The organism is Archangium violaceum, from assembly GCF_016859125.1.
In the GTDB taxonomy this organism is placed as follows: Bacteria; Myxococcota; Myxococcia; order Myxococcales; family Myxococcaceae; genus Archangium; species Archangium violaceum_A.
In genome coordinates, this window is sequence record NZ_CP069338.1 from 11,908,928 (window position 1) to 11,925,695 (window position 16,768).

Genomic DNA, 16,768 nt, shown 5'->3' on the forward strand with positions numbered 1-16,768 from the left:
GTCAACGCGGCGGAGTGGAACCGGAGGCCCGCTCCACCCGCTCGATGGCGCGCGCGCAGGCCACCTGGAGCCGGGCGTTGTTGAGGAAGAAGGGCGTGGCACGGGCCCTCCCCTCTTCCAGCGAGCGCAGGGCCCGCCGGTACTCCGCGGCGGCCTCGGCCAGGGACCCCCACTGCTCGAGCAACATCCCCAGCAGGTAGCGCGCCGCCGCCAGGTCCGGATCCATCTCGAGGCAGCGCCGCAGCTTCTCAGCCGTCTGGGGACTCGCATCGTCTCCAGCGGCCCATTCCAGCACCTGGGCGAAGAGGGCATCCGCCTCGTGAGGAGTCGCGTCCCCACCTGGGACCGCGGTGGGAGTCTCCGTCTTCGCGGGGACCGCCGGAAAGCTCCCCGAAGGGGTGGAGCCCGAGGGCTTCGTGGACCCCACGGCCGGAAAGCGCCCCGAGCCCGGGGATGAACGAGCACCCACCGCCGGCAGGCCACTGGAGCTCGGCGTCCTCACGTTCCCGGGCGGCACCGCTTCAGTGGAGGGCGTGGACGGCTGCGCGCGGGCATAGAAGAAGGCCTGGTCGAAGCGCACCGTGCGCAGGCACGGAGGTGCACGCAGCAATGGCTCGGCGGAGGAGAGCACCAACAGCCCCTCGGGCGCCAGCCGCCCGGCCAGCGAGTCCACCACCCGCTCGAAGGACTCGGGGGTGAAGTAGATGAGGACGTTGCGGCAGAGGATGACGTCGAAGCCCTGCCCCTCCGCCGCCGCCGGGTACGGCAGGTCCATCAAGTTGTGGCAGAGGAAGCTGGCCCGATCCTTCAGGTGCCCCACCAGGGTGAAGCGGCCTCCACCCACGGGTACGAACCAACGATCGCGCACCCCCGGCTGCACCCGCTGCAACTGCTCCGAGGTGAAGCACAGCTCCCGCGCTCGCGCGATGGCCGTCTCCGAGATGTCCGTGCCGAGCACCGTGCTGGAGGGAGCCGCCCCCACCTCGGCGAGCAGCACCAGCAGCGTGGCCACCTCCTCGCCCGTGGCACAACCCGCGCTCCACAGCCGCAGCGGCCGGTGCAGCCGCGCCACCATCGGCTCCAGCACGCAGGAGCGCAAGACCGCCAGCTGCGACTCGTCCCGGAAGAGCTCCGTCTTCTGCACGGTGATGGCGTCGATGAGCTCGGCCAGATCCGCGGCACCCGACGAGGATTGCAGGTGCACCAGGTACTGCAGGCTCATCCCCCCCGGCCGCGCCGCCAGCTTCTCGTCGAGCCGCCTGCACTGCAGCTCGCTCAGGGCCATGCCCGTCCGCCGCGCCACGAGCGCGTGGACGGGACCGAGGTAGGGCGGAGCGGTGGGGGCCACCGGGCCTCAGCGCCCCACGGCGAGGGATTCACCGCGGGACAGCCTCACCAGCGCTCCCGCGATGTCATCGCCGTGAACGAGGTGATCCACCGCCTTGCGCGCCACCGACGCGCCCGGCATGCCGAATACCACGCAGGACTCCTCGTTCTGCGCCAGCGTCAGGCCACCGGCCTGCTTGATGGCGAGCATGCCGTCCGCCCCGTCCTCGCCCATGCCGGTGAGGATGAGTCCCATCGTGCGCCGCCCGTACGCCTTGGCCGCGCTCTCCAGCAGCACCGTGCCCGAGGGCATGTGCCCGTCGCGCTCCACGCCCGAGCGCAGCGCCACCCGGCCGCGGAAGGGAATGGTCATGTGCTGTCCCGGAGGGGCGATCAGCACGTTGCCCGGCAGCAGCTGCTCACCGTCCTGCGCCAGCCGCACCTTCAGCTTCGAGGAGTTGGCCAACCAGCCCGCCAGCGACTCGGAGAAGGCCGCGTTGATGTGCTGCACGATGACGATGGGCGTGGCGAAGTCCGCCGGCAGCTCGGACAGCATCCGGAAGAGGACCTGCGGGCCGCCCGTGGAGCTGGCCACCGCCAGCACGCCGTAGGGCATGCCCACCGGCGCCGGAGTCACCGTCCCACTGCCCGGCAGCGGAGGCCGGCGCTTGCTGTGGATGTGCCGGATGACCCGCACCGAGGACAGCAGCTTCACCTCGCGCGACAGGTTCCACGCCTCCGCCCCGGCGTCGATCGACGGTTTGATCTGCAGCGCTAGCGCGCCCAGCTCCAGGGCCCGGCACGTGAGCTCCGGCGCCTGCTGCCGGGGATCCGCCGTGAGCATGAGGATGGGCGTGGGCACCTCGGCCATGATGTGCTCCACGGCCGTGAGCCCGTCCATCACCGGCATCTCCACGTCCATGGTGATGACCTGCGGACGCAACTCACGCGCGGCCTCGAGGGCCTCCTTGCCGTTGGTGCAAGTCCCGACAACCTCCAGATCCGGATCCCGACCCAGTGCTTCGCAGATCAGCTGTCGGCAGATGTGCGAGTCGTCAACGACCAGCACCGAAACTTTCTTGCCCATGTGGCTTCCATACCCCGTGCGCGGCGCCCCGAGTATACCCAATGTGGCCGAGAGTCCCCCAGCGGCTCGTCAGCCCAGGAGCCGGCCCACCACGTCCACCAGATCCTGACGCACCAGGTCCCCCTTGGTGATGTAACCGTCCGCGCCGGCCGCCAGCCCACGCTGCCGGTCCTCCTCCCCTCCACGGGTGGTGAGAATGACGACGGGGAGCACCTTGTGGGTTGGATGCGCCTTGAGTCGGCGGGTCAGCTCCAACCCGTCCACCCGGGGCATCTCCAGGTCGCTGCAGACCAGGTCCACCCGGGTGCCGTTGAGCAACTCCAGGGCTTCCATGCCGTCGGTGGCCATGACGACGTCATACCCCACGGCCTCCAGCAGCGAGCCGATGAGTTCTCGGGTGAGGGGCGAGTCGTCCACCACCAGGATGCGGCGGCGGGGAGCGGGAGGGGGACGGGCCCGCGCGGTGGCGCGCTGCACCCGAAGGCTCATGGCGCCCTGGGCGCTGGCGATCAGGTGGGCCGCCGACAGCACCATGGCAAGCCGGCCGTCCGCCAGGGTGGTGGCTCCGGTGAGGTGCGGAAAGCGCGCCAGCAGACCCTTCAGGGGAAGGATGGCCTGGACACTCTCCTCGAGCACCTGGTCCACCGCGAGCGCGGCCGTGGCTCCCTGGCTGCGCACCACCAGGACCAGCGCCCCCTCGTTGGCCACCTGCTCGGGACCCAACCCGAGCAGGGCGCCCAGCGAGGCGAAGGGCATGGGCTGCTCATCCACCTCCAGCACCGCGCGCCCGGCCACCTCCTTCACCTGCGAGGCCTCGACCTTCACGGCTCGGGAAACATGGGCGGCGCTCAGGCAGAGCGTCTCCTCGGCCACCTTCACGAAGAGCAGCGGGGACACGGTGAGGGACACCGGCACCCGCAGCTCGAAGCGCGTGCCCCGGCCCGGCGTGGACTCCACCAGCACGTCCCCCCCCAGCGCACGCAGCGAGCTGCGCACCGCGTCCAGCCCCACGCCGCGCCCGGAGATGTCCGTGGCCACCTCCCGCGAGGTGAAGCCGGAGAGGAAGATGAGCTCGCGCGCCGCCTGGTCCGTCAGCGCCGATGCCGTGGCCTCGTCCAGGAAGCCCTTGCGCACCGCTGCCCGGCGCAGCAGCGCGGGCTCCAGTCCCACACCGTCGTCCTCCACCCGGAGCACCAGCCGGTTGCCGTCGCGCGCGGCCCCCAGTGTCAGCCGCCCGCGCGGATGCTTGCCCGAGGCCACCCGGTCCACCCGCGACTCGAGTCCATGGTCCAGCGCGTTGCGCACCAGGTGCAGCAGGGGATCCCTCAGGGCCTCCACCACCGCCCGGTCGGCGCGGGTGTCCTCGCCGTCCACCACCAACTCCACTTCCTTGCCCAGCTCGCGCCCCAGGTCCCGCACCATGCGCGGGTAGGGCTCGAAGAGCACGGAGAGCGGCAGCATGCGCAGGCGCTGCACCTCGTCGGCCACGTAGCCCAGGTCGCGCAGCTCCTCGTTGGCCAGCAGCTTCGCCTCGCGGTGGAGGGCCGCCGCCAGCTCCTTCGCCTTGCCGAGCCGCTCGGCCAACATGACACCCGCGGGCCCCAGGTCCTCCGCCGCCCGCGCCATCAGGCTCAGCTCCCGCGCCAGCTCCAGGCGCCGGGTGGTGGCCAGCTCGCGGCGGCGCGACACCTGGGTGAGGTTGGTCACCGCGCTCGTGAGCCGATCCAGGCTCGTCACGCCGATGCGCACCGAGCCATCCGCCCTGTCCCCGGTGCGCAGGCCCGACACGGAGGAGGTCCGGGCCGGTGGTGGCTCGGGCGTCGCCGGGGGCATCCTGCTGATGGTGGTGCTGGCCGTGGCCGCCGCCGAGCCCTGCGCGCGCGGAGGCTCCACCGCCACCGTCCGGCCCTGCATGGATGTCCGGGGCGAGGCGACGGGCGTCGGCACCGGGGGAGGCGCCTGCCGGGACACCAGCGAAGGGGACAGGATGCCCAGCGGAGCCGAGCCCCACGCGGGCGTGACCTCGTCCCGCTCGTCCCGCTCCTGGGGTTGTTCCTTGCGCGCGGGCGGGGAAGCCTGTGTCGCGCCCGGGGTGGACGCCTGGCCGGAAGCCTCGGCGCGGGTGCACTCCTGCAGCCAGCGCACCAGCTTGCCCACCGCGGGAGGCTCCTGCTGTGGCTCGGGCGACGCCCCCGCCAGCACCAGCACCGCGTCCGCGGCATGCAGGAGCGCGTCGATGGAGCCGGCGGACAGCGCATGTTCGGCGCGCTCGGTGGCGCGCACCAGCTCCTCCATCTCGTGGACGACGGCGTTGATGTCGTCGAAGCCCATCATCCGGGCCTCGCCCTTCAAGCCGTGGAGCTCGCGCAGCACGGTACGGCCCGCCTCCGGGCTCGCTCCCGCCTCCAGCTCCACGATGCGGCGGTTGATGCGCTCCAGGCGCACCCCCACCAGCTCGCGGAACTGCTTGAGCAGCCTCTCCCGCGCGCTCACCCGTTGCTCCCAGGGGCCGGAGGGTCGATCTGGAAGCGCTCCACCACGCCCCTCAGGTCACGCGCCAGCGAGGACAGATCCCCATTCGCGCTGATGACCTGCTTGGTGGCATTGTGGCTCTGCTGGGTGATGCGCAGGATGTCCGCCATGGCCTCGGCCAGCAGATCCGTTCCGCCCTGCTGCTGCTGGGTGGCCAGGGAGATCGCCCTCACCGCGTCCGAGGTGCGCCCGGCCAGCTCGACGATCTGCCGCAGCGACTCGGAGACCTGCTGCGCCAGCGTGGTGCCCGTCTCGGTGGCGCGCACGCCGCCCTCGGTCGCCATCACCGCCGCCCCCGAGGCGTCCTGCACCTCCTCGATGAGGCCTTCGATCTCCTTGGTGGACTCGATGATGTTCTCCGCCAGCCGGCGCATCTCCGCCGCCACCAGCGAGAAGCCCTGCCCCACCTCGCCCGCCTTGGTGCCCTCCAGCTCGGCGTTGAGCGCCAGCAGGTCCGACTTGTCGGCCACCCCGTTGATCAACTCGACGATCTTCCCGATCTGCTGCACCCGCTTGTTCAACCTCGCCACCGCCGCGGCGATGGCCTGGTTGTCGTGGCGCATGCGGTTCATCGTCTCCAGGAAGGACTCGGCGCTGGCCTGACCGCCCTTGGCCGCCGCGAGCGTCTTGTGGGCGATCTCCGCCACGGAGCCGGCGTTCTCGGCGATCTGCCGGGCCGAGCGCGCCAGCTCCTCGGTGGTGGCGCTCGTCTCGTCCAGAGAGCTGGCCTGCTCGGCGGCACCCGCCTCGTAGCGCGCGGAGGTGGAGATGATCTCCTCGGTGGTGGAGCCGATGCGGGTACCGGCACGCCGCAGCTGCGCCAGCACATTGGCCAGGTGGGTCCGCATGGTGGTGAAGGCGGCGGAGACGGCCCACACCTCGTCCTCGGCGGGGATGATGCTCGGACGGCTGAGATCTCCCTCGGCGATGCGGTGGGCCTCCTCGCCCAGCTGGCGCATGGGGCGGCCCAGGAGCGTGCCGCCCAGATAGGCGGCCGCCAGGGCCACCCCGAAGACGAGCACGCACAGCGCTCCACCGGACAGCAGGGCCTCGGTGCGCAGCAACTCGGCCAGCTCCGCCTGCCGCGACGAGCTGCTCTCCGCCAGCACCTGATCGAAGGCCCGCTCCGCCAGCGATGAGAACACGTCCCAGATGAGCACCGCCGGCGTCACCACGACGATGGCGGTGAAGATGACCAGCCGCTTACGGATCTCCGCGCGCCGGGGCAACACGGAGATGGCCTGCTCGGCGGTCAACCCCTGGGCGCACATCTCCAGCGTCACGCGCCGGGCCCGCAGCGTGACGAGGCAGTACGTCAGCAGCGCGGAGAGCGGGCCGAAGAGCAACCCCGGCCAGCCGACGCGCAGCGCCAGCTGGAGGCTCGTGGACGCGCCGCTCGCCCACAGCCCCAGGTTGACGAAGACGGAGGTGAACAGCCACAGCACGAGCGTGGAGACGAAGGCGAAGTCCGCCAGGCCGTGGACCTCCAGCATCGCCTGCCCGAACCGCTCCGGCTCGCCCCGCCCTCCCGCCGCCTCCAGGCTCCGCAGCACGCGCAACCGGCGAATGCAGAGGGCGACCGACACACCCAGGGTGACGAGGGTGAACAGCCCTGTCAGCTCGAGGAAACGCGGGAAGTGGTCGCCCAACTGCTCCGCGAGGGTGAGCTGCGAGTAGCGGGCGCCCAGGACGGAGGTGGTCAGGTTGGCGTAGATGATCGCCATCAACAGGCGCCGGCTGAAGGGGCGCCGGGACAGGAGGTAGTGCAGGCCCCGCATCACCCCTCCTTCTCCGCCACACGGAAGCGCTGCACCGTGGCCTTGAGATCCCTCGCCAGCGCGGACAGGTCCGTGTTGGCGGCGACCATCTGCTCCGTGGCCGCGGCGTTCTCCTCGGTGACACGCAGGATGTCGCCCATGGCCGTGGCGAGCTGATCCGTGCCCGTCTGCTGCTGTTGGGTGGCCAGGGAGATGGAGCGCACCGCGTGGGACGTCTGCCGCGCCAGCTCGAGGATGAGCCCCAGGCTCTGGTCCACCTGCGCCGCCAGCGAGGCGCCGCGCTCCGTCGTCTTCAGGCCCGCCTCCGTGGCCATCACCGCCGCCTGGGTGGCGTCGCGGATTTCATCGATGAGCCGCTCGATGGCCAGCGTGGAGGACAGCACGTTCTCCGCCAGCCGGCGCATCTCCGCGGCCACCAACGAGAAGCCCCGGCCCGGCTCGCCCGCCTTGGTGCCCTCCAGCTCGGCGTTGAGCGCCAGCAGGTCCGACTTGTCGGCGATCTCGTTGATGAACTCCACCACCTTGCCGATCTGCTGCACGCGCTTGTTGAGCCGCACCACCGCGTCGGCGATGGCCTGGTTGTCGCCCTTCATGCGGTGCATGGCCGCGAGGAAGGCCGCCGCGCTGCGCTGCCCGCTCTGGGCCGCCGCGAAGGTGGTCTCCGCCATGGCCGACACCGACTCGGCGTTGACGGCGATCTGCTGGGCCGAGCGCGCCAGCTCCTCGGTGGTGGCGCGCGTCTCGTTGAGCGAGATGGCCTGCTCCCCCGCCCCGGACTCCTGGTCCGCCGAGGTGGCCACCAGCTGCTCGGTGGTGGAGGAGATTTGAAGTCCCGCGCGCTGCAACTGCACGAGCGCCTGGGCGAGCTGCGCCTGCATGCGCGTGAAGGCGCCGGACACGGCCCACACCTCGTCCTCGGCGGGGATGAAGCGGGGGGTACGGACCTCGCCCTGGGCGATGCGGGTGGCGTCCTCCGAGAGAGCGCGCAGGGGCTCGGCCAGCGCGGTGCCGGCCACGTACGCCGTGCCCACCACCCACAACACCACCAGCCCGGCGAGCAACCCCAGGGGCAGACCGGTGGCCCGGCGCGCCCGGTGCACCACCTCCTTCTGCACCTTGGGATCCTTCGTCTCCAGGATCTGATCCAGCGTGCTCACGGTGCGGCTCACCGACACGTCGAGGATGAAGAAGGACGGACTGAGCACCGCCACCGCGGTGAACATCACCAGCCGCCGCCGCAGCCGCAGCCGCTCGGCGGGGATGGCCGCGATGACCTCCTGCGGTGACAGCCCCTGCGCGGCGATGCGCTCGGCGGCCCGGCGGCCCCGGCGCACCACCATCAGGTAGACGAGCATGGCGGACAGCGGCCCGAGCGACAGGCCCACCAGCCCGATGCGCAGTCCCGTGCTCCAGGGGGCGTCCGCCAGGGGCGAGAACGTCACCGCCAGCATCAGCGTGCCGCCCAGCCACGCCTGGAGGGTGAACCAGAAGCAGCGCCCGGGGATGCGACGCACCTCCAGCAAGGCCCGGCGCAGATTCTCCGGATTGACGGGCAGACGCCCCTGCTCCACCGCCCTCAACACGCGCAGCGCGTGCCGCTCCTGGGCGCCGGACAGGACGGTGTGCAGCACCAGGACCGCCGCCAGCAACCCGAGGAAGAGCCAGCCACTGCCCGCGGGCACCGAGTGGGTGAGATGCCCGTACAGCAGCGCCAACGACAGGCCCACCGTGCCGGCCAGCCAGGCCGGACGCGTGGTCCAGACCGCCAGGCCCTCGAGTCCCTCGGGGCCCGTCTGTCCCTCCGGCGCGCTCAAGCGGCCTCCTGGGTGGAGGGCGCCAGGAAACGCCCGAAGTCGACCAGCGACATCATCGGCCACAAGGCGCCGCGCACCTGGACGAAGCCACGCAGGCTGCCCCCCGCCACCCGGCCCAGCAACGCCGGGGCGGGAAACACGGTGAGCGGCTCGGAGTCGATCTCCAGCGCGTCCACGCCCACCGCTTCACCCGTGGCGGCCACGAGGATGCGCTCGGAACCCACGCCCCCGTCGAAGGCCTGGTTCGCGCAACCGGCCCGGCCCCCGAAGGTGCTGGGAGACTCGATGGTGGCCACCTCGTGCGCGGCGAACGCCACCCGATTGGTGCCCGCCCGACACAGGAGCATGCCCGTGACACTGCGGCTGCCCGGGGCCATGGCTCAGACCCCCTGGCTGAGGTGATCGAACAAGCCCTCGGGATCGATGACCGCCACGTCGCGCTGGGCGCTGCGGGCAGGCCCCCGCAGGTGGAGGTGCACCCCGTTGATGCCCAGCGGCTCCAGGCGGCCATCCACCTGGGAGACACCGGCCACCCGGCTGGCCGTGAGCGCCAGGGTGCCTCGAGTCAGCCGCACCAGCACCGCGCGGCGCGTGGGCTCACTCTCTCCAGATACCAGCATGCTCATGTCCACCACGGGGATGACCTCTCCGCGGTGGGCGAACACGCCCAGCAGGTGCCCGGGAGCTCCGGGCACCCGCGTCAGCTCGGGAAAGCTGACCACTTCCGCCGCGCATTCAGCCGGTACGGCGTACCAGCTGCTCCCGCAGGCGAATACGAGGTAGGACTGCCGTGTCTCGGTCTCGGTCGAGGCCATTGCGCGCGCAGCCTACCTCAAGGACGGCTAGCGCACGAACTCGACGCGACGGTTGGCCTCCCAGGCCTCCTCGGTGGCCCCCTGCTCGACCGGCCGGTTCTCGCCGTAACCCACCGACTTGATCTGCCTGGCCGGCACGCCCAGGTCCACCAGGTACTTCTTCACCGCGGCGGCGCGCTTCTGGGAGAGCTGGAGGTTGTACTCCTCGGTGCCACGCTCGTCCGCGTGCCCGGCGAGCTCCAGGCTGCCGGTGCCACCGGCCTTGAGGCACTCGGCCAGCTCACTCAGCCGGCTCTGGGCCTCGGGGGTCAGGGAGGCCTCGTTGAAGCCGAAGCGCAGCGGCTCCCAGTTGCACTCGGCCTTCTGGGCGGAGGCCACGCACTGGTTGCCCTGGCACTCCTGGCCCTCGGCGCAGTCCGTGCTGGAGTTGCAGGCGCCCGGAGGCAGCGCGCAGCGGCCCCTCTGGCACTCCTGGGCGCCCTGGCACTGGGCCTTGGAGGTGCACTGCGGCTCCGCGCACTTGCCGGCCTCGCAGATCCTCCCGCCCGTGCACTGATCATCGGTCGTGCACTCGGGGCCCTTGGGCACGCACTTGCTGCCCTGGCACGCGAAGCCCTCCTTGCAGTTGGCGTCGGTGGCGCACTCCTGGCAGGTGCCATTGACGCACACCTCCCCCCGCTCCTGGCAGGTCTCGTCGCTCTTGCAGTTGGGGTAGGTCGGCGGACAACCGGCCAGCACCGCCACGGCGAGGGCAAGCCCCGCAACCATCGAGATCCGACGCATTTCTCCTCCGAATAATTAGATGTCGTCCAACGGACGAGTCGACCTGTCCGCGTCTAGCCCGGCCCTGAATGCGGAGTCAAAGCCTTTTGTCCCGACGGCAAGGTTGCACCCAGGCCCCACGAGTGTCCACACAACCCCTGAGAATACAAAGCATTTCTACCGGGCGCGGCACTCGCCCTCCTCCCAGCGCGGCCGCGGCCTGCGGGTCAGGCCACAGTTGGACTTGAGGTCCGCCTCCGCCTGCCACTCGCGCTCGGCCTTCTCGAGTGCCTCGAGCTTCGCCCGGAGCGCCACCACATCCGTCGTCCGCGAGCAGTAGGCGATGTACTCGCGCGGCCCGCCGCAGGGCTTGTGGCCGAACCCCGCCACCTCACACTCCTCCACCTTCCCGCACCCGCGCGGATTGGCCAGCGCCCGAGCCTCGCTCGCGAGCGTCTCGGCCCGCTGCTTCGCCTTCGAGCCCTTCTCCGCCTTCGAGCCCTTCCCCGCCTCCGCCCCACCCGCCGCCACCAGCAGCAGCGCCACCACCCACGCGCTCCTCCGGACAGTCTTCAACGCCATGGAGTACCTCCCCGTCTCGTTCAAAAAGCAGAACGCGCCGGATGGGAGGAGCCCACACCAGCGCGTTCCGGTCAACCGGCTCATCTACCCGACAACCGGGCGGAGCGAGCCTCTCCGCCCGGCCAGGTCCCGGCGCGCCGACTCAGCGGGCGCCCGGGACCGCGTCACGTCTCAGGCGGCCTTCTTCGCCTGACGACGCCGACGCACGGTCACGTACCGAGCCAGGGCGAACAGACCCATGTAGAGGCTCGCGTCCGTGCCCGAGGTGGCACCACAGCCGCAGCTGCCGTTGTCGTCTCCGTCGCCGTTGCCATCGCCGCCCGTGCTGGCCGGCGTGACGTTGGTCTGCGCGGCACCCGTCAGGGTGGCCGACTCGGTATCCGTCAGGGTGAGCGTCTTCAGACCCAGGGACTTGAAGGTCACCTTCAGGTCGGAGATCTCGCCCTGCGCGAAGACCGTGTTGGACGGCAGCACCGCCTCCGCATCGGAGCTCGTCACCTTGACCGAGCCGGAGTAGGAGGTGGCCAGGTTGCCGTAGGCGTCGAACGCCTTGGCGGAGATGGAGATCTCCTGGTCCACGGGGAGGCTCGCGGGGAGCGCCAGCGAGAAGCTGACGGCCGAACCCGACGTCACATCGAATGCCGCGCTCGTCGCACCCGTGAAGCCCTGGGCAGCCGCCACCAGCGTGTAGCCGGTGCCAGCCGTGCGCAGGGAGAGGCCATCGAACGTGGCCACGCCGTTGACCGCGGAGACCGAGGCCGTGCCCAGCAGCGAGCCACCCGTCGGATTCGCGCCGAGGCTCAGGATCACCAGGGCGTTGCTCCCGGTGAGCACGTTGCCGTGCGCGTCCTGCAACTCCACCTCGATCGGGCCCAGGGAGGCACCCGCCGCGACGCCGCTCAGCGAGCCGCGGAACACCAGGCGCCCCGTCTCGGAGGCGTTCGGGACGACGTTGAAGGCCGGCGAGATGGCGGACTCCAGACCCGCCGCCTCCGCCTTGAGCGCGTAACCCGTGCCCACCTTGTCCACGGAGAGACCCGAGAAGGTGGCCACACCACCGGAGGCGGTGACCGTCGTCGTACCGCCCAGGGTGGCGCCCGCCGCGTTCTCGAGCGACAGGGTCACCTCGGGCGTCGCACCGGAGATGATGTTGCCGGCGCTGTCCTGCACCGCCACGCGCACCGTGAACGCCGAGCCCACGGCCGTGTTGTCAGCCGGCGTGCTGGTGAAGACGAGCCGCGAGGCCGCGCCCGCCCTCACGTCGAAGCCGACGCTGGTGTCCGAGTAGATGCCGCTCGTGCCCGCCAGCAGGGTGTAGTTGATGCCAGGGCGGCTCACCTTCAGGTCATTGAAGGTGGCCACACCCTCCACCGCGCTCACCGTGGTCGTACCACTCAGGCTCGCACCACCCGGGTTGTTGCCCAGCGACATCGTCACCGAAGCGGTGGACTGCGTCGCCAGGTTGCCCTCCTTGTCGAAGAACGAGACATGCACGGCCGGGTCGATGGGGGAACCCGCGAGCACGTTGGAGGGCTGCTGGGTGATGATCGCCCGGTAGGGCGCGCCAGGCGTGGTCGCGAAGGCCTCGCTGCTCGCCGTGGTGAACGAGCCGGAGGAGGCGACCAGCGTGTGGCTGGTGCCCACCTTGTTGATGGACAGGTCGCTGAAGGTGGCCACGCCGCCCACCGCCGCCACCTTGGTGGTGCCGGAGAGCACGCTACCCGAAGGGCTGCCGGTCCCCAGCGAGAGGGTGACCTCGGCCGTGGACGTGGTCTGGTTGCCGAACGCGTCCTGGATGGTCACCTGCACCGCCGGGGTGATGGGCGAGCCCGCCACGGTGGTGGAGGGCTGGGTCACGAAGGCCAGCTTCGACGCCGCCGCCACGGAGATGTCGAAGGCCGAGCTGGTGGCCTCGGCGAAGCCGCGGCCGGAGGCCTTCAGCGTGTAGCCCGTGCCCACCTTGTCGATGGACAGGTTGCTGAAGGTGGCGACACCGGCGGTCGTGGTCGCGGTCGTGGTGCCCGACAGCGTGCCAGAGCCCGGGTTGTTGGCGATGGCGAGCGAGACGTTGAACGCGCCCGTCGTCACCAGGTTTCCATCCTTGTCCAGCACGCTCACCGTCACCGCCGGGGAGAGGGTGGCTCCCGCGACCGCGTTGGAGGGCTGCGCGGTGAAGGCCAGCTTGCTCGCGGTGGTGACGAGGGTGCTCCCCGTGCCCGTGATGGACGGGGCCGCCGCGTCCTTCGCGGTGATGGACTGATCGCCAAGGGTGTTGAAGGTGACGGACAAGCCGCTCGCCACGCCCGCGGAGAAGGCCGCGCTCGCCGGCAGAGTCGCCGCGCTATCGGTGCTGGTGAAGGTGGCCGTGCCCGTGTAGCCGGTGGCCACCAGACCCAGCGAGTCCACCGCCGTGACACTGAAGGAGATCGCACGGTCGATCGGCACCGCTTCCGGCAGACCGGTCACCTTGTAGGCGACGGCTGGGCCCGGAGGAGGCACGTGGGTGGAGCAGCTCGCCGCCGAGTCCATCGGGAGGCGGACGTCGTCCACGTAGAAGCCCTCCGCGTTGGAGGTGGAGTCACTGTAGAACTTGAACCCGAACCACACCGTCTTGCCAGCCAGCGCGCCCAGGTTGACGGTGACCGCCTTGAGCGAGCCGTTGGCGCCCTTGTTCGCCGAGGTCCAGATGCGCGTGGTCGTGCTGCTGCGGAGCGTGTCGTCATAACCACCGGCCGAGATGTACGGCTGCGTGGCCGACACCGCGTCGGGCACGTTGGTCCAGGGACCGCTCGCGCCCGTGGTGCTGTAGACGAGCCAGGCACCGTCGTAGCGGTTCTCGAAGTCGTACCAGACGTTGAACGTCATCTGGGGGCTGCCCCCCTCCGAGATGCGGAAGCCGTTGATGCCAGCCGCGACCGAGCCGTTACCACCCAGCACCAGCGTGTGCTGCTGGCTGGAGAGGTAGGTGCCGCCGCAGCTCGTGGTGGTCGCGCCCATGCGGTACGCGCTCGTGGCCGACTGGTAGTGGCAGCCGGAGACGATGGCCATGGTGGCCGCGTTGCCCGTGCCCGCCGTCGGGACCCAGTACGCGGAAGCGTTGGCCGGCCGGTTGGCGTCGAAGTCGTCGAAGAACGTCCCCGGGGTGATGATGCCGGTGGGGATCGCCGACTTGCGCGCCGTGTTCGCATCCTCGATGGTGGCCGAGCTCACCTCGGTGGCGCGCACGACGTAGTAGTACGCGGTGCCGCTCGCCAGGTTCTGGTCATCCGCGAACGAGGTGCCCGTCACACCCGTGGCGATCCGGTTGGCCGCCGAGGGGGTGAAGTCCGCCGTGGTGCTCCGGTACACCGAGTAGGTGATGCTGCCGCCACAGATGGGCGTGGCCGCGGACCAGCTCAGGGTGGTGGCGCAGGTGTTCGCGGCGGCGTTGGTCACGGAGGCCAGGCCCTCGAAGGAGGGAGGCAGCGCGCACACGCCCGTGGCCGTCACCGACGCCTCGTTGGACGCGGGAGACTCGGCGCACTCCTTCGCGCGCACCACGTAGTAGTACGTCGTACCGCCCGACACGCCCGAGTCCACGAACGGCGCGGCCGACGCGGTGCCCACGCGGGTGTACGGCCCGCCCGGCGTGGTGGCCCGGTAGATGTTGTACGAGGGCGAACCGTTGGTGGCCCAGTTCACCTCGATGGTGTTGTCACCGCTCGCGGCGGCCGTCACGCCCGTGGGCGCAACGGTGGCGGTGGCGCAGGAGTTGTAGGCGATGAGCGCGAAGTCCTGATCCAGCGTCGTGCCGTTGTTCGGCACGCCGTCGGAGTTCACGTTGGTCGCCGTCACCGTCACGGTGTAGGCGCCCTCGACGCCCGCGGGCAGGAAGACGTTCTCCACGTTGTTGGCGCTGTCCGCCGTGCCGCCCGTGATCGAGTTGGCACCGGAGAAGACGTTGCCCTTGTACGTGTTGCCGCCCACCGTCACGGTGAGGTCCAGGTTGTTCTTCCAGGCGCTACCGGTGGTGGAGCCCGGCGCGTCCGTCCACGCCAGCGTCACGCGGAAGGGCCTGGTCGAATCCCCCACCACGCCGGAGAAGGTCCGCGTCTGGCCGGAGGCGGTGAAGAGGTTGGCCGGGTTCTGGTCATCCAGCAGGCGCGGGACGCCGTCGAACGCCATGCCCAGGTCCATCAGACCCGTGCCCTGGTTGTTGGAGAAGAGCGAATCGTTGGCCCCCGAGCCCGTCATGTAACGGGTCGAGTTCATCAGATAGGCCTTCGTCATCGCCGGGGTGGGCGCGCCCATGCCCTGGTTGATGAAGTACTGACGGAGCAGGGCCGTACCACCGGCCACCGCGGGGGTGGAGTGGCTGGTGCCCGAGGAGGCCGTGTACCACTGCTGGCCCGCTGGGTGGAAATCGCTGTTGAAGCCAGCGCAGACACCCGAGGCGTCGAAGCAGGAGAGCGCCTGACCCAGGGGGTTGCCCGGAGTGGGAGCATGCTGGCCATCGGCCTGGGCCACGCCACCCGACACGTGCGTGCCCGGCGCCATGATGTCCGGCTTCTTGCGGCCGTCATCGGTGGGACCGCGGCTGGAGAAGCCCGCCACGTCGTGGAGGCTGTTGGCGTCCGAGTCGGTGGTGCCGCAGGCATCCGCGCCGCCGAAGGGATGGACGTTCTCCGAGGCGCCCACGGTGATGACGTTCTTGCCCGTGCCGGGGCTGCCCACCGAGTTCGTCGTCGGGCCGTCGTTACCCGCCGCGAAGAGGATGACCATTTCCTGGTTGCCCGAATTGGCCACCGCGGAGCCCGTGGGCTGCGCGTCGCGGACGAGCGCGTCGTACTGCTGCGCGTCCGTGGTGTACGCGCTGGTGCTCGCGCCCCAGCTGTTGGTGCTGATGCGCATGCCGTCGCGGTAGGCGCGCGACTGCAGGTCCTCGTAGTCCGGCTCGGTGAAGGAGCCCGGGTCGAAGACCACCGACGAGCCCACCTTCACGAAGGGCGCCACGCCCAGGCCGTAGTTGTAACCCGCAGTGTCCGCGTAGGGAGCGCCGGTCAGGTTGACGTAGCCCGCCACGATGTGGCTGTTGATGTTGCCATGACCGTCGCAGCCGGAGATGGTGCTACCGGAGCTCGGCGTGCCCTCCAGACGGTTGTAGACGACGCGGCTGGTGCCGGTGATGTTTCCGTCGATGTACAGACCGAAGTGGTTGGGCGACTGCGTCCCGTTGTCCAGGCCGCTGTCGCTCACGTCCACGCCGAAGCCGGACGCGGTGAACTGCTCCTGGGAGAAGCCCTTGGACGCCAGCCACGCCAGGTAGCCCGGACCGGTCGGATTGGTCCCGGTCACCTGCCCGGCGAGGATCATGTTCTGCCGCTCGTCGAACTTCTTCGGCTGGATGCGCGGCTGGATGGACAGGACGTCCGGACGCTGAACGATCTCGTTGACGGCCTTCCGGTCCACATAGGCCACCACGTTCACGTAGCCCAGCGACTTGCGGATGACGGGCTCGCGCGTCTGGAACTTGCGGATCAGCTCCAGCGTCTCGCCATTCGTCTCGTCGTCCTCGATGAGCTGGATGGTGTAGGCGGCCGTGGTGACCGTGTTGACGGTCGGGTGCAGCTTGTAGTCATCCAGGTACTCACCGTCCCACCGGATGACCGGGGCCGCGGTGATGTGCTTCTGCAGGCTGCTCATCGCGGCGACATCGCCGTAGACGAGGTAGGCGTTGTTGGGGATGTACGACACCACCTGGACGCCCGTGGCCTCCAGCGCCTTGTACCACTCGGGCCGCACCGGGCCGTCGAAGTGCACGATGTGGAAGCTCTTGCCGGCGGCCATCTTCTTCATGCCGCGCATCGACTTCGCGTGCTCGGACGAGGTGTCGATCACCCCCGCGTTCAGCAGGATCTGATCGTAGTCGTCGCGCAGTTCCACATCCTGTGCAGCGGGCAGCGAGTCCAGGGTGGCATCATCCACCTCGACCAGCTTGTAGGAGCCGTAGTCACCAATGACCCTGGCGCCCTTCTGCTCGAGCGCCGCGGCCTTCTCCGCGCTCAACTGCACCTTGTGGAACGGCGCCTTCGA

The 16,768-nt window shown here is 70.4% G+C and carries 10 protein-coding genes; all 10 read right to left on the reverse strand.

Annotated elements, in window-relative coordinates; all coding sequences use genetic code 11:
* Position 1 precedes the first annotated feature (1 nt).
* Entirely contained in the window at positions 2-1,348 is a 1,347-nt protein-coding gene (locus tag JQX13_RS50220) for a CheR family methyltransferase (protein WP_343211056.1), read from the reverse strand.
* A 6-nt stretch (positions 1,349-1,354) separates the two neighbouring features.
* Positions 1,355-2,413 (reverse strand): chemotaxis-specific protein-glutamate methyltransferase CheB, encoded by a 1,059-nt coding sequence (gene cheB / locus JQX13_RS50225; protein ID WP_203406475.1) that lies wholly within the window; start codon positions 2,411-2,413, stop codon positions 1,355-1,357.
* Positions 2,414-2,482: 69 nt separating this feature from the next.
* A complete protein-coding gene (locus tag JQX13_RS50230; protein ID WP_203406476.1) occupies positions 2,483-4,906 on the reverse strand; it encodes a hybrid sensor histidine kinase/response regulator in 2,424 nt (807 codons plus the stop codon).
* Positions 4,903-6,723 carry a methyl-accepting chemotaxis protein gene (locus JQX13_RS50235; RefSeq protein WP_203406477.1) on the reverse strand — a complete coding sequence of 607 codons (1,821 nt, stop codon included), beginning with the start codon at positions 6,721-6,723 and terminating at the stop codon, positions 4,903-4,905. The genes JQX13_RS50230 and JQX13_RS50235 overlap by 4 nt, the downstream gene beginning before the upstream one ends.
* Positions 6,723-8,537, reverse strand: a complete 1,815-nt coding sequence (locus JQX13_RS50240) for a methyl-accepting chemotaxis protein (RefSeq protein ID WP_203406478.1) — start codon at positions 8,535-8,537, stop codon at positions 6,723-6,725. The genes JQX13_RS50235 and JQX13_RS50240 overlap by 1 nt, the downstream gene beginning before the upstream one ends.
* Positions 8,534-8,914 (reverse strand): protein CrdC, encoded by a 381-nt coding sequence (locus JQX13_RS50245; RefSeq protein WP_203406479.1) that lies wholly within the window; start codon positions 8,912-8,914, stop codon positions 8,534-8,536. Before JQX13_RS50245 ends, JQX13_RS50240 begins: the two co-directional genes overlap by 4 nt.
* A 3-nt stretch (positions 8,915-8,917) precedes the next feature.
* Positions 8,918-9,352 carry a chemotaxis protein CheW gene (locus JQX13_RS50250; protein ID WP_203406480.1) on the reverse strand — a complete coding sequence of 145 codons (435 nt, stop codon included), beginning with the start codon at positions 9,350-9,352 and terminating at the stop codon, positions 8,918-8,920.
* A gap of 27 nt (positions 9,353-9,379) precedes the next feature.
* Positions 9,380-10,135: an OmpA family protein gene (locus JQX13_RS50255; RefSeq protein ID WP_203406481.1), complete on the reverse strand. Its 756-nt coding sequence runs from the start codon at positions 10,133-10,135 to the stop codon at positions 9,380-9,382.
* A gap of 156 nt (positions 10,136-10,291) precedes the next feature.
* Entirely contained in the window at positions 10,292-10,696 is a 405-nt protein-coding gene (locus JQX13_RS50260; RefSeq protein ID WP_203406482.1) for a hypothetical protein, read from the reverse strand.
* A gap of 171 nt (positions 10,697-10,867) precedes the next feature.
* Complete coding sequence (locus JQX13_RS50265) at positions 10,868-16,741, reverse strand: S8 family serine peptidase (RefSeq protein WP_239014352.1); 5,874 nt, start codon at positions 16,739-16,741, stop codon at positions 10,868-10,870.
* Between the last annotated feature and the right edge of the window lie 27 nt (positions 16,742-16,768).

Excerpts from the sequence above, each read along its gene's own strand:
- JQX13_RS50255 (WP_203406481.1), bottom strand. The coding sequence starts at position 10,135 with ATGCGTCGGATCTCGATGGTTGCGGGGCTTGCCCTCGCCGTGGCGGTG.
- JQX13_RS50245 (WP_203406479.1), bottom strand. The coding sequence starts at position 8,914 with ATGGCCCCGGGCAGCCGCAGTGTCACGGGCATGCTCCTGTGTCGGGCG.
- JQX13_RS50250 (WP_203406480.1), bottom strand. The coding sequence starts at position 9,352 with ATGGCCTCGACCGAGACCGAGACACGGCAGTCCTACCTCGTATTCGCC.
- JQX13_RS50260 (WP_203406482.1), bottom strand. The coding sequence starts at position 10,696 with ATGGCGTTGAAGACTGTCCGGAGGAGCGCGTGGGTGGTGGCGCTGCTG.
- JQX13_RS50235 (WP_203406477.1), bottom strand. The coding sequence starts at position 6,723 with ATGCGGGGCCTGCACTACCTCCTGTCCCGGCGCCCCTTCAGCCGGCGC.
- cheB (WP_203406475.1), bottom strand. The coding sequence starts at position 2,413 with ATGGGCAAGAAAGTTTCGGTGCTGGTCGTTGACGACTCGCACATCTGC.